11 protein-coding genes and 1 tRNA gene are annotated in these 12,406 nt (G+C 70.3%); 6 read left to right on the top strand and 6 right to left on the bottom strand.

The genetic code is table 11. The features are described from left to right. Positions 1-50: 50 nt before the first annotated feature. The gene (locus BLS25_RS08985; protein WP_074695131.1) at positions 51-1,097 is read right to left on the bottom strand and encodes an ABC transporter substrate-binding protein; all 1,047 of its coding nucleotides are present in this window, start codon (positions 1,095-1,097) and stop codon (positions 51-53) included. 203 nt (positions 1,098-1,300) lie between these two features. Here BLS25_RS08985 and BLS25_RS08980 point away from each other — a divergent pair, with 203 nt between their 5' ends. From BLS25_RS08980 to BLS25_RS08965, 4 genes are read left to right on the top strand one after another with little or no spacing between them, the layout of a single operon-like run. After that, positions 1,301-2,086 (top strand): DeoR/GlpR family DNA-binding transcription regulator, encoded by a 786-nt coding sequence (locus tag BLS25_RS08980; protein WP_074695130.1) that lies wholly within the window; start codon positions 1,301-1,303, stop codon positions 2,084-2,086. Further along, on the top strand, positions 2,083-3,048 hold the full coding sequence (locus tag BLS25_RS08975; protein WP_074695129.1) for a 1-phosphofructokinase family hexose kinase: 966 nt from the start codon (positions 2,083-2,085) through the stop codon (positions 3,046-3,048). Before BLS25_RS08980 ends, BLS25_RS08975 begins: the two co-directional genes overlap by 4 nt. An 18-nt stretch (positions 3,049-3,066) precedes the next feature. Further along, complete coding sequence (locus BLS25_RS08970) at positions 3,067-5,127, top strand: PTS fructose transporter subunit IIABC (RefSeq protein WP_074695128.1); 2,061 nt, start codon at positions 3,067-3,069, stop codon at positions 5,125-5,127. A 27-nt stretch (positions 5,128-5,154) separates the two neighbouring features. Beyond that, positions 5,155-5,424 carry an HPr family phosphocarrier protein gene (locus BLS25_RS08965; protein WP_056230686.1) on the top strand — a complete coding sequence of 90 codons (270 nt, stop codon included), beginning with the start codon at positions 5,155-5,157 and terminating at the stop codon, positions 5,422-5,424. Positions 5,425-5,592: 168 nt separating this feature from the next. On the opposite strand, the gene BLS25_RS08960 is transcribed toward BLS25_RS08965, so the two are convergent. Then, positions 5,593-6,231, bottom strand: coding sequence for an MBL fold metallo-hydrolase (locus BLS25_RS08960; RefSeq protein WP_056230688.1), 639 nt, complete (start codon positions 6,229-6,231; stop codon positions 5,593-5,595). Between the two features lie 186 nt (positions 6,232-6,417). Here BLS25_RS08960 and BLS25_RS08955 point away from each other — a divergent pair. Next, positions 6,418-6,493, top strand: a tRNA-Glu gene (locus BLS25_RS08955). 165 nt (positions 6,494-6,658) lie between these two features. On the opposite strand, the gene BLS25_RS08950 is transcribed toward BLS25_RS08955, so the two are convergent. Together BLS25_RS08950 and BLS25_RS08945 are read right to left on the bottom strand one after the other, a co-directional pair. After that, the gene (locus tag BLS25_RS08950) at positions 6,659-7,735 is read right to left on the bottom strand and encodes a DUF4349 domain-containing protein (protein WP_056230820.1); all 1,077 of its coding nucleotides are present in this window, start codon (positions 7,733-7,735) and stop codon (positions 6,659-6,661) included. Then, entirely contained in the window at positions 7,732-8,286 is a 555-nt protein-coding gene (locus tag BLS25_RS08945) for an RNA polymerase sigma factor (RefSeq protein ID WP_074695127.1), read from the bottom strand. The genes BLS25_RS08950 and BLS25_RS08945 overlap by 4 nt, the downstream gene beginning before the upstream one ends. A gap of 175 nt (positions 8,287-8,461) precedes the next feature. On the opposite strand from BLS25_RS08945, the gene BLS25_RS08940 reads away from it, so the two are divergent. Next, positions 8,462-9,529 (top strand): TerC family protein, encoded by a 1,068-nt coding sequence (locus BLS25_RS08940; RefSeq protein ID WP_056230825.1) that lies wholly within the window; start codon positions 8,462-8,464, stop codon positions 9,527-9,529. A gap of 103 nt (positions 9,530-9,632) precedes the next feature. Here the strand turns inward: BLS25_RS08940 and BLS25_RS08935 are convergent, their stop codons facing one another. Both BLS25_RS08935 and BLS25_RS08930 read right to left on the bottom strand, forming a co-directional pair. Then, a complete protein-coding gene (locus tag BLS25_RS08935) occupies positions 9,633-10,946 on the bottom strand; it encodes an LLM class flavin-dependent oxidoreductase (protein WP_074695126.1) in 1,314 nt (437 codons plus the stop codon). Then, complete coding sequence (locus BLS25_RS08930; RefSeq protein WP_056230829.1) at positions 10,943-12,253, bottom strand: O-acetylhomoserine aminocarboxypropyltransferase/cysteine synthase family protein; 1,311 nt, start codon at positions 12,251-12,253, stop codon at positions 10,943-10,945. The genes BLS25_RS08935 and BLS25_RS08930 overlap by 4 nt, the downstream gene beginning before the upstream one ends. Positions 12,254-12,406: the final 153 nt, after the last annotated feature.

Below are 12,406 nucleotides of genomic sequence, written 5' to 3'. Positions count from 1 at the left end.
GAGTCCCGCGGAACCCCGACCGAGTCGGGCCCGCGAGACGACGGGCGCGCTCAGAGCGTGCTCCCGTTCTCGTCCCACCAGGCGCGGATCTTGTCGAGCGCGTCGACGAAGCGGATCGAGGGGTTCAGTTCCGCGCCGTGCAGCGCGATGTACCGCTTCTCCTTCACGGCGGTCATGGTGCTGGTGAGCGGGTCGCTCTCGAGGAACGCGATCTTGTCGGCGAGCCGGTCGCCCGGGAAGCGGTCCCGCTGCAGGTCGCCCAGCACCAGCACGTCAGGGTCGGCCGAGACCATGCTCTCCCACCCGACCGCGGGCCAGTCGTCGGTCTGCCCGGCGAACACGTTGGTCATCTTGGTGGTGGATGCCAGGAGTGCGGCGTTCGAGAATCCGCCCGCGACGTAGGGGGTCTTGGTGTCGGCGAACCAGAAGGCGACGCTGTGGCCCTCGAAGTCGATGCCCTCGGTCGCGGCGGCGGCCCGCTGCTGCAGCGAGGAGATCAGCGCCTCGCCGCGATCCGAGACGTCGAAGACGCGGGCGAGGTCGCGGATCTCGCCGTACAGCGCGTCGATCGTCAGCGGGGTGGTCCGCTTTCCGCCCGCGTTGAAGCTCACGTCTCCGTCGCAGTCGGTGGGGGAGAGGTAGGAGGCGATACCGGTCTCGGCGAAGCGATCCCGCGTGGCGACGCCACCCTGGGCGAAGTGGCGGCCGAACGAGGCGGTGACGAAATCGGGATCGGTTCCGAGCACGGCCTCGTACGAGGGGGCGTTGTCGGACAAACGGGGAATGGCGGCGTTCGCCTCGGCGAGCGAGTCCAGGACAGGATCGGTCCAGGATGCCGTGCCGACCATGCGGTCCTGGAGCCCCAGCGACAGCAGGATCTCGGTGGAGTCCTGGTCGAGCGAGACCACGCGGCTGGGGGCCTGATCGACCGTGATCTCGCGCCCGCAGTTCTCCAGCGTCAGGGGGTAGACCGTGGCGCCCTCTCCGGCCGAGGTGGCGGAGGCTTCGGGAACGACCTCCGACGCTCCGCAGCCGGTCAGAGCGGCTGCGGCGGTCAGCAGGACGAGGGGGAAGGCGAGGGCGCGGGCGCGTGGCATCCGGGAACTCCGTAGGGATCGTGGAACGAGCGGCCCGACGGCGGACCAAAGGTAAGGATAGCCTCACTTTCTGCGCGGCCGAGTCGCGGTTCTTCGTTCGTGTGGCAAATCGCGCTGTCGCTGGATTGCTTTCCCCGTTCGCATTTCTGCTGCCGTGTGTGGTTTCGTGTTGTATCGTGTGGGAATCTTCGAAGGGGATTCCCGTGTACGCAATGGAGCGCCAGCAGCTCATAGAGCGCGAACTGCGCGACGTCGGACGCGTCAGCGTCGTCGACCTCGCCCGCCGCTTCGACGTCACGACCGAGACCGTCCGCCGCGACCTGGACCGCCTCGAGTCGCTCGGATCCCTGCGCCGCGTCCACGGCGGGGCGGTCGACATCGGTCGCGCCAGCACTGCTGAGTCCCCCCTCACCGAGCGCCGCGAGCGCCACCGCGATGCCAAGCGCGCGATCGCCACCGAAGCCGTGTCTCTGCTCGGACCGGACTTCCGCGGCTCGATCTTCGTCGACGCCGGCACGACCCCCGCCGAGGTCGCCTCGCTCCTTCCCGCCGCTCTCGGAGCGGGCATCGGCGGTGTCGAGGTGGTCACGCACTCCCTCGAAGCCGCACACCTGCTCGCCGGAGAGGAGCGTCTCTCGCTCACCACCATCGGCGGGCGCGTGCGCGGCGTCACCGCGGCCGCGGTCGGAGCGCACACCGTCCGCGCGATCGGACAACTGCGTCCGGATATCGCGTTCGTCGGAACGAACGGTCTCAGCGCCGGTTTCGGACTCAGCACCCCCGACCCCGAAGAGGCCGCGGTCAAGGCGGCCATCATCCAGTCCGCCCGTCGCGTGGTCCTCCTCGCAGACGCGGCGAAGTTCGGTGAAGAGCTGCTCGTCCGCTTCGCCCGACTCGACGAGCTCGACGTGCTCGTGACCGACGCCGCCCCTCCGGCGGCCCTTTCCGAGGCCCTCGCGGCCGCCGACATCGAGGTGCGCGTCGCATGATCGTCACTCTGACCGCCAACCCGTCCGCCGACCGCGCCGTCGTCCTGTCCGAGGCCCTGCAGCCCGGCGAGGTGCAGCGCGCCCTGTCGTCGCGCGAAGACGCCGGAGGCAAGGGCGTGAACGTCGCCCGCGTCGTCTCGGCCGCGGGAGCCCCCGCGCGCGCCGTGGTGCCGGTCAACGCCCACGACCCCTACCGGATGCTCCTCGAAGACACCGGCATCGCCCTCGACGCGATCGAGGTGGCCGGTCGGGCCCGGGCGAACCTCACGATCACCGACCCGGCGGGCGAGACGACCAAGCTCAACCTGCCGGGTGCCGAACTCTCGGCGGCCGAAGCCGACGCCCTCGTCGCGGGCGTCGTCGCCGCGTCGCAGGGCGCGACCTGGCTCGTCCTCGCCGGCTCGCTTCCGCCCGGAGTGCCGGTGTCGTTCTACGCCGACCTCATCGCCGCGGTGCGCGAGCGCTGGGGCGCCGCCGCCCCGCTCATCGCTGTCGATGCCTCCGGGCCGGCGCTCAGCGCCGTCGTCGCCACCGCCCGCCCCGACCTCATCAAGCCCAACCACGAGGAGCTCGCCGAACTCGTCGGCGAAGACCCCGCAGCCGACGACGACGTGCACGACGCCGCCTCGCGCCGCGCACGCACGCTGGTTCCGGGCCGCGTGGCATCCGCCCTCGTGACCCTCGGCGCTGACGGCGCCCTGCTCTTCACGGCTGACGGAACCTGGCGCGGTCGCGCCCCCCGCATCCAGGTCGCCAGCACCGTCGGCGCGGGCGACAGCTCGCTCGCCGGCTACCTGCTCGCCGACCTCGAGGGCGCGACCGCGCCCGACCGTCTCGCGCGCAGCATCGCCTACGGAGCGGCCGCCGCCACTCTGCCCGGCACGCAGGCGCCGACCCCCGACGATCTGCCCGCGGGGCCGATCGCCGTCACCGAATTCCCCACCCCCATCGCAACATCCTGACCACGGAGGTCACTGACAATGTCCGACATCATCACTCCGGAGCTCGTCACTCTCGACGCGCCCCTGGGCACCGACAAGCAGTCGGTGATCCGTGCTCTCGCCGAGCGCGTCGTCGCGCAGGGCCGCGCGCGCAGTGCCCAAGAGCTGTTCGACGACGCGTGGGCGCGTGAGCAGAAGGACGAGACCGGCCTGCCCGGCGGCATCGGCATCCCGCACGCGCGCAGCGCCTCGGTCACCGAGCCCACCCTCGCCTTCGCGCGGCTCACGCCCGGCGTCGACTTCGGTGCCCCCGACGGACCCGCCGACATCGTGTTCCTCATCGCGGCGCCCGAGGGTGCCGACGAGGCTCACCTCTCGGTGCTGTCACAGCTGGCCCGCAGCCTCATGAACAACGACTTCATGTCGGGCCTGCGTTCCGCGCAGACGCCCGCCGAGGCCGTGACGCTCATCACGGCTGCCATCACCCCGGCCGCCGCACCCGCGGCAGCCCCGGCGGCGGCAGCGCCCGCGGCCACGCGCGCCGAGGCCCGCACCGCCACCAAAACCAAGAAGATCGTCGCCGTCACCGCGTGCGCCACGGGCATCGCCCACACCTTCATGGCCGCCGACGCGCTCACCGCCGCCGGCGCCGAGACCGAGGGCGTCGAGCTCATCGTCGAACCGCAGGGCTCGAGCGGCTACAAGGCCCTTCCGCAGAGCGTGATCGACGACGCCGACGCCGTGATCTTCGCGGTCGACGTCGACGTGCGCGAGCCGCAGCGCTTCGCGGGCAAGCCCGTCGTCCGCGCGGGCGTCAAGCGCGGCATCGAGCAGCCGAAGCAGCTCATCGCCGAGGCCCTCGCCGCCAGCGAGAACCCGAACGCCGCTCGCGTGCAGGGCGGTGGCGCCGCGGCATCCGCTCCGGACGCCCCCGTCGCGCAGCAGTCGGTGGGGCGCCGCATCCAGCGCTGGCTGCTGACGGGTGTCAGCTACATGATCCCGTTCGTCGCCGGTGGTGGTCTGCTCATCGCGCTCGGCTTCCTGCTCGGTGGCTACGAAGTCACCAAGAACGCCGCGAACGTCATCATCCAGAACTCGCTCTGGGACCTGCCGACCGAGAACATCACCTCGTCGTTCGGCCCGGTGGGTCAGTACCTCGGGTCGGTCGCCTTCATGATCGGCGCCACGTCGATGGGCTTCATCGTCGCCGTGCTCGCGGGCTTCATCGCCTACGCGATCGCCGACCGCCCCGGCATCGCGCCCGGCTTCGTCGCCGGTGCCGTCGCCGTGCTCATGAACGCCGGCTTCATCGGCGGCATCATCGGTGGTCTGCTCGCGGGCTTCATCGCCTGGTGGCTCGGTCGCTTCGACGCGCCCCGCTGGCTCCGCGGCCTCATGCCCGTGGTCATCGTGCCGTTCCTCGGTTCGATCTTCGCCTCGGGGCTCATGATCCTGTTCCTCGGTCGTCCGATCGCGGCCCTCATGGCGGCGCTCACCGACGGTCTGACCTCGCTCGCCGCCAGCGGTGCCGGAGCCATCGTGCTCGGCGTCATCCTCGGTCTGATGATGTGCTTCGACCTCGGTGGACCCGTCAACAAGGTGGCGTACGTCTTCGCCACCACGGGGCTCGCCGCCGCGACCCAGACGAACACCACCCCGTACCTGATCATGGCGGCCGTCATGGCCGCCGGCATGGTGCCCCCGCTCGCGATGGCCCTCGCCTCGACGCTGCTCGCCCGCAAGAAGTTCACCCCGGTCGAGCGCGAGAACGGCGCGGCCGCGTGGCTGCTCGGTGCGTCGTTCATCTCCGAGGGCGCGATCCCGTTCGCCGCGGCCGACCCGCTGCGCGTCATCCCCGCGTCGATGGTCGGTGGCGCTATCACGGGTGGTCTGAGCATGCTGCTCTCGGTGCAGTCGTTCGCACCTCACGGAGGCATCTTCGTCTTCTTCGCGATCAACCCCTTCTGGGGTTTCGCCCTCGCAATCGTGGCGGGTACCGTCGTGACAGCGCTGATCGTCGTCGCCCTCAAGGGCATCGGCCGCAGCACGCAGGACGCCGCCGTCACCGAGGCTGCTCCCGCAGCCACGGTCGCCGCGTAACACCCCGTCGAATCGGAAGGATTCACCATGGCAGAACGTCAGGCCACCATCGCGAGTGCCTCGGGCCTCCACGCCCGCCCCGCGAAGCTCTTCGTGCAGGCCGTGCAGGAGAAGAAGATCCCCGTCACGATCGCCGCCGAGGGCGGTGCCGACCTCAACGCCGGCAGCATCCTGTCGCTCATGGGCCTCGGCGCCGGTCACGGCACCGTCGTGACGCTGAAGGCCGAGGGTGAGGGTGCCGAGCAGGCGCTCGACGAGCTCGTCGCCCTTCTCGAGACCGATCTCGACGCGCAGTAAGCGCCTCTTCCCAGAACACCGGATGCCACGGCCCCAGGGCTCGTGGCATCCGGTGTTTTTGGCGTCAGGGGGTGCGGAACTCCTGAGAACTCGACAACCGATGCTGATCTCTCGGGTCTCCGCTCGCACGCTCGCCGCATTCTCAGGGGATGGGGCACGCTGCGGTCGTCACACCTCGACCGAGTCGCCCGGCTTGAGGTCGACGAACGAGCCGCCGTTCTGCTCGACGGCCCAGGTGAGGCGCGCGTCGCCCATCTGCTTGCCGGCGACCGACAGGGTCATGTCGTGCGTGGCGAAGACGCGCTCGGGCTTGACGTCGAGGACGTAGTCGATGACCTCGCCGATCTTCAGCCAGGGGGCGCCGACCGGTGCCGCGAGCAGGGCGATCTTCTTGTGCTTGGGCACCGCGTAGGAGTCGCCCGGGTAATACACCGCGTCGTTCACGAGGACGCCGACGTTGTCGACCACCGGAATGGAGGAGTGGATGACCGCGTGCTTCCCGCCGAAGAACTCGAGGTGGAAGGGGCCGAGGTCGAGAGTGTCGCCCGGGTGTACCACGGTGACCTCGAAGCCCGCGGCGGCCTCGCTCACGCCCTCGGGTCCGTAGATCGGCACGCCCGGGTGCGCCTTCTGCAGGCGTGTGAGGTGCTCTGGCGTCCAGTGATCCGCGTGCTCATGCGTGATCACGACCCCCGCGAGGTTCGTGAGGTCGTCCAGCGGCGAGGTGAAGCTGCCCGGATCGATCACGAGCGAGTGACCGGATTCGACGAGGACCAGGGCGGCGTGTTCGTGCTTCGTGAGGCGCATGTTCCGAGTCAACTCCCGACGGCGGGAGAGAGGCAAGCGCTGGCGCGAAGGGTGAACAGCGTCTAACGGCTCTTCCCTGAGCGCCCAACTCGCGGTACCGTGGCCGGACACGCCCGGGATTTCGACGGCTCGGCCTCGATTTTGCGTGCGCGTCAATCGTGATGCATACTTGAACGGTTGCGACGCGGCCCCATCGTATAGCGGCCTAGTACGCCGCCCTCTCACGGCGGTAACGCGGGTTCGAATCCCGCTGGGGTCACCAACACGACGAAGAGCTTCGACCGAATGGTCGGAGCTCTTCGTCGTTGTGGTGGGTGCGGCCGGGGAGAAGGAGCTCGCGAACGCTCGAGTGGACTCGGATGCCGAGACGATCCGGCATCCGATCCCCGGCTCCTTCCGTCGGTCCGAGGCTGCTGAGCGTTGCAGCTCAGCCTTCGCGCGCCTCGCGACGGCGCCGCAGCGCCCGGCGCACGCCCCACGTCACCGCGAGGACCACTGCCGCGACCGCGATCCAGGGCAGCAAGAAGCCGAGGCCGATCACGATGCCGTTGAGCGTGGCCACCAGACCGTTCCAGCCGGCGCCGAGCCCGTCGCCGAAACCGGCGGGGTCGGCGGCGACGGCGGGGGAGCGTTCGACGAGCTGCACGCTGAGCGACGACATCGCGACCTGTGTCTCGACCGACTGCAGCACCTGACGGTCGGAGTCCAGTTGCGCCTGTCGCTCGGCCAGGGCGGATTCCGCCGTGATCAGGTCGGACACCGAGCCCGCCTTCGCCATCAGCTCCGTCAGTCGCGCCACCGAAGCCTCGCCGGCCGCGACGCGCGCGCGCAGGTCGACCGTCTGCTCGGTGACGTCGGAGCGGTTGACGGTCGTGGCCGTGATCACTCCGACCTGGCGCAGTCCGTCCATCGTGCTCGCGAGGGCGGCGGCGGGGACGCGCACGGTGATCCAGCCCGAGGATGCTGCGGGCCCGGTCGCCGAGCCCTCATACGGCACCGCGCCGATCGCACCGCCCAGCTGCGACGACTCGACGTATCCGCCCGCCCCGGTCGCGGCGGAGCCGATCGCGTCGATCGCCGCGGCGATGTCGTCCACTTCGACCGTGCTGGAGCCGGTGGCGACGATGTCGCGGCTCGCCGCGTCGCGCGCCGCCGCGTCTCCCGCGGCGGCCCCGGACGACGAGGACGACCCCGCGGCCTGCTCGCCCGGGGCGATCGGCGCGACGGGTGGGTTTAGGGCGGATCCGCTCGAGTACTGGTCCGTGAGCCCCTGGCTCTCGGCCCCGGCGACGGTGCTCGATCCGCTGGACCCCGAGGTGGCGGTCAGCGACGGGCCGACGAATGCGGCGACCACGACCACGGCGGCCGCGGCTCCGGCGCCCGTCCAGATCCCGCGACGACGGCGGCGCGTGCGCTCGCGCTCGTCGGCGATCCGGCCGAAGACGGCGGCTTCGATGGCATCCATCCGGTCGGCGGGGAGAGGGGGAAGAGTGGGCGTGGTCATGGGGTCTCCGTCTCCATCGCGGTGGCGCGCACCCGGGAGCGGATGCGGGAGAGGCGGTTGCGAACGGTCCCGTGCGACACGCCCAGCGAGGCGGCGGCGGCTTCGTACCCGTAGCCCTCGGCGGCGCACAGGCGGAAGATCTCGCGGTCGAGGTCGCTGAGCCGATCGACGGCGGCCAGCATCGCGGCCACGGTCTGCGCCTGCACGACCTGAGCCTCGACGTCGACGGCCGAGGGGATCTCGTCGTCGAGCGCCGCGTGCGATCCATGGCGACGACGCGCCCTCAGTCGGTTCTGCGCCTGCAACCGGCAGACGGTCGCGAGCCAGGGCAACAGGGACTCGCCCTCGAGCCGCAGCGACGGAATCTTCCGCCAAGCGACCACGAACGTCTCCTGCACCACGTCCTCGGCGTCCGCGGGCTCGCCGACCAGACCGAAAGCGATCCAGTACACGGGTCGCGCGTACGCCCGATACAGCTCGCGATACGCGACCTCCGACCCGCCGGCGGCGCGCGCCACGAGGGCCCTGTCGTCGATGACTCCGTGGGTCATGGCATCCGTTCCGCTCTCCGGGTGAGCCCCGGGAAGCACTCTCTCACTCAGAGGTGTCCGGCCCGCGCGGATCGTCTCACGGATGTACGCACGTTATGAGCACTAGGTGCACAACCCCGTGCCCGGCGGGAGCGAGCGGATAAACTCGAGCGTTTCCCCGATGAAAGGCCCCGCGATGGAGCTGCAGCTCGACCCCCTCTTCCAGACGATCACGCTCGTCGTGCTCGTGCTGATCCTGGTCGCCGACCTGCTGATCATCCTCAAACGCCCGCACATCCCGGCGGCGAAAGAGTCGACGCTCTGGGTCGTGTTCTACGTGACCCTCGCGCTCATCTTCGCCGGCGTCCTCTGGATCGTCGCCGGGGGAGAAGTCGCGGGACAGTTCGTGGCGGGCTGGCTGACCGAGTACAGCCTCTCGATCGACAACCTCTTCGTGTTCGTGCTGATCATGGGGCAGTTCGCGGTGCCGCGTCGGTACCAGCAGGAGGTGCTGATGGTGGGAATCATCATCGCGCTCATCCTGCGCGGCGCCTTCATCCTGGTCGGCGCGACGATCATCGAGAACTTCAGCCCGATCTTCTACCTGTTCGGTGCGTTCCTGGTCTACACGGCGATCCGCCAGGCGTTCCCGGGCGACGACCACGACGACGACTCGCAGAAAGAGAACCTCATCGTGCGGACGCTGCGTCGCGTGCTGCCGATGAGCGACTCGTACGACGGCAAGAAGGTCATCACGCGCGTCAAGGGCAAGAAGCTCTTCACCCCGATGATCATCGTGTTCGTCGCGATCGGCGTGACCGACCTGCTGTTCGCGATCGACTCGATCCCGGCGATCTTCGGCATCACGCAGAGCCCGTTCATCGTCTTCACGGCCAACCTCTTCGCGCTGATGGGTCTGCGCCAGCTGTACTTCCTGCTCGGCGACCTGCTCGACCGCCTGAAGTTCCTGCACTACGGCATCGCGTTCATCCTCGCGTTCATCGGTGTGAAGCTGATCCTGCACGCGATGCACGTCAATGAGCTCTCGTTCATCAACGACGGTGAGCCCATAGAGTGGGCGCCCGAGATCTCGACGTGGGTCTCTCTCGCGGTGATCGTGGTGTCGATGGCGGTCGCGACGATCGCCAGCCTCATCGCCGCCCGCCGCGAGCCTGCGTCCGTCGACGGCCCTCGGGATGCCGCGGCCGACGTCGCCAACGAGAAGGGGACGCCCCGCACGGTCGAGCAGCCGAAGGGCGACTGAGCCGACGAGGACCCTGCGCGTCGACGACCCGCAGCCTGTCGAAGGGTCCGGGCCCCCGCAACCCCCGCCGGGCTCAGCCACCTGAGGCCACGGCATCCGGAATCTAGAACGCGCGCAGATTCGCCTGAAGTCCGCCGTCGACGTACTCCTCGCGGAGGATGCCACGCCGACGCAGGATCGGCACGAGGTCATCGAGTACGCGATGCACGGTGACAGGGTGCAGGTCGCCCCACAGCAGGACGCCGTCGTTGCCCCACTCGCCGAGTTCTTCGATGCGGTCGGCGAACTCGTCGGCCGTCCCCACGAAGCCGGAGCCGTCGTTCAGGCGGCCCAAGCGTGCGTGCGCGGCGAGGATCGTGCGCAGGGGAGCGTCGTCGTCGTGCTTTCCGACGAGCCGCTTGATGCTGCCCTCCGACACGTGCTCGCCGAAGATCGACCGGTCGAGCGGCTTGTCGAGGTCGAGACCGGTGAGGTCGGTCTCGAGATCGCTCGACTGCTTGCGGGCGATGGTGACGAGCGCCTCGTCATCGGGGTGAGCGGATGCCGCGACCAGGCGGTCGGCTTCCTCCGGCGACGAGACGAGCACGGGCTGGATCGCGAAGAGGATCTTGATGTCTGCCGATGTGCGCCCGGCGGCCTCGGCTGCCGCGTGGATGCGGCCGCGGTAGGCCCGGATGCTCTGTTCGTCGAGAGGTGCGAGCGCGAGCTGCACGTCGGAGTTGTGCCCGGCGAACGACAGGCCGCGGCCGGATCCGCCGGGGGACACGATCGCGGGCTCGCCGTCGGTGAAGGGCACCGCGTTCAGCGGCCCGTCGAAGCCGAAGTGCTCTCCCCGGTGCCGCACCGCCTCGAGCTTCGTGCCGTCGGCATAGACACCCGTCTCTTCATCGGCGACGAGAGCGCCCTCGCCCCAGCTGTTCCAGAGCTTCCGGATGCCGTCGAGCCACTCCTCCGCCCGGTCGTAGGCCGCATCGTGCCCGAGCTGCGGCGCGGTCGAGAAGTGGCGCGCGCTGCCGGTGTCGGTGACGACGTTCAGGCCGAGACGGTGGCCGCTCAGGTGCTGGAGCGTCGCGAACTGTCGAGCGGCGGTGTACGGCAGGTACGCGGCCGGGTTGACCGTCGGCACCACGCCCAAATGCTGCGTCGCCGCGAACAGGTACGGTGCGAGCAGTAGCGGGTCGTGCTTGGGCCCGCCGAAGGCGTGACGCACGCGCAGGTCGATCGTGTCGGCGCTGCCCAGCGAGGGCGCGTCTTCGATGATCAGCAGGTCGAAGCCGGCCTGCTCGAGCGTGCGGGCGGAGTCCTGGTAGAGGCCGGGCTCGGTCCAGCGGTGGTTCCAGCGCAGGTAGGGGTGGCCCCACCCGTGGGGGCCGAAGCCGCGCGCGAGGAACCAGCCGAAGTGCTGCAGCCGGCTCACAGCACGACCGTCTCGCGCTCGAGCACGGGGACGCGCACGAGCGCCTGTTCGAGGTCGGCGAGCAGGTCGTCGATGTCTTCGATGCCGATCGACAGGCGGATCGTGCCGGGGAAAACGCCCGCCCGCTCGCGCTCGGCGACGGTGCGGGCGGCGTGCGAGGTGCTCTGCGGGTGCAGCACGAGCGAGCGCACGTCGCCGAGGTGGGTCATGTGCGTGATGACCTCGACCGACTGCACGACGTGGCGCGCCGCCTCGAGACCGCCGCGCAGGGTGACGGTGAAGACCGACCCGAAGCCGCGCGTCAGGTAGCGCTCACCGAGACCGTGGTGGGGGTGCGAGTCGAGACCGATGTAGTCGACGCGCTCGACCTCGGGGCGCTGTTCGAGCCAGCGGGCGACGGCGAGGGCGTTCTGCGACTGCCGCTCGACGCGCAGGCTCAGGGTCTCGATGCCCTGGCCGATCAGGAAGGCGTTCAGCGGCGAGGGCGAGGGGCCGAACCGCGGCGCCACGCTCTCGCGGATGTACTGCCCGCGCGCGCGGGCGCCGTACTTCTCGGCGTAGCTCGCCCCGCCCAGACGGTCGGTCTGCACGAGGTGGGCAAAGCGGTGACCGGATGCCGCGGCGTCGAATCGACCGTCGTCGACGATGACACCGCCGAGCACGGCACCCTGACCCGCCAGGAACTTGCTCGCCGAGTGCACGACGACGGCGGCCCCGTGCTCGATCGGGCGAAGCAGGTACGGAGTGGTGAACGTGCTGTCGACGACGAGCGGGATGCCCTGCTCGGCGCCGATGGCCGCCACCGCGGCCACGTCGAGCACGTCGTTGCGGGCGTTCGAGAGCGTCTCGGCGAAGAGGGCCCGCGTGCGGGGCGTGATCGCGGCGCGCCAGGCGTCGAGGTCGTCGGTGTCGACGAAGGTCGTTTCGACGCCGAGGCGCGCGAGGTTGTCGAGCAGGAGGCCGCGCGTGCCCTCGTAGATGTGCTCCGACACGACGACGTGGTCGCCGGCTCCGGCGAGGGCGAGCAGCGCGACGGTGACGGCCGCCTGACCGCTCGAGACGAGCACGGCCTGGTCGCCGCCCTCGAGCGAGGCGAGACGCTCTTCGACCGCGTGCACTGTGGGGTTGCCGGTGCGGCTGTAGCCGAAGCCCGTGCCCTCGCCGAAGTGCGCGGCCGACTCGTCGAGGTCGCTGAACGTGAAGCCCGCCGTGAGGTAGATCGGGGTCGCGCGCGGGCTCGCCTGCGCGGTCGCCGCTCCTGCGTGGACCTGGCGAGTGGAGAAACCGGTGTCGGCGCCTGCGGCCATGGCGCACTCCTTCCTTCGGGTCGGCCCAGATTCGCACGCGCGGGCTCCGGGCGGCGAAACGTGCGTCGCTCTGTGACGCCGCCGACGCGGCATCCGCCACCCGTCCCCGGCGGCGGGGGTGTCGGACGCCGGTGGTATCGTGACGACGTGCGG

The sequence above is a fragment of the Microbacterium testaceum StLB037 genome (assembly GCF_900104345.1).
Taxonomy (GTDB): domain Bacteria; phylum Actinomycetota; class Actinomycetes; order Actinomycetales; family Microbacteriaceae; genus Microbacterium; species Microbacterium testaceum_A.
This window is presented reverse-complemented; position numbering and strand designations above follow the sequence as displayed.

Coding starts and splice junctions, on each gene's coding strand:
- BLS25_RS08985 (WP_074695131.1), bottom strand. CDS start 1,097: ATGCCACGCGCCCGCGCCCTCGCCTTCCCCCTCGTCCTGCTGACCGCC.
- BLS25_RS08975 (WP_074695129.1), top strand. CDS start 2,083: ATGATCGTCACTCTGACCGCCAACCCGTCCGCCGACCGCGCCGTCGTC.
- BLS25_RS08970 (WP_074695128.1), top strand. CDS start 3,067: ATGTCCGACATCATCACTCCGGAGCTCGTCACTCTCGACGCGCCCCTG.
- BLS25_RS08965 (WP_056230686.1), top strand. CDS start 5,155: ATGGCAGAACGTCAGGCCACCATCGCGAGTGCCTCGGGCCTCCACGCC.
- BLS25_RS08960 (WP_056230688.1), bottom strand. CDS start 6,231: ATGCGCCTCACGAAGCACGAACACGCCGCCCTGGTCCTCGTCGAATCC.
- BLS25_RS08950 (WP_056230820.1), bottom strand. CDS start 7,735: ATGACCACGCCCACTCTTCCCCCTCTCCCCGCCGACCGGATGGATGCC.
- BLS25_RS08945 (WP_074695127.1), bottom strand. CDS start 8,286: ATGACCCACGGAGTCATCGACGACAGGGCCCTCGTGGCGCGCGCCGCC.
- BLS25_RS08940 (WP_056230825.1), top strand. CDS start 8,462: ATGGAGCTGCAGCTCGACCCCCTCTTCCAGACGATCACGCTCGTCGTG.
- BLS25_RS08930 (WP_056230829.1), bottom strand. CDS start 12,253: ATGGCCGCAGGCGCCGACACCGGTTTCTCCACTCGCCAGGTCCACGCA.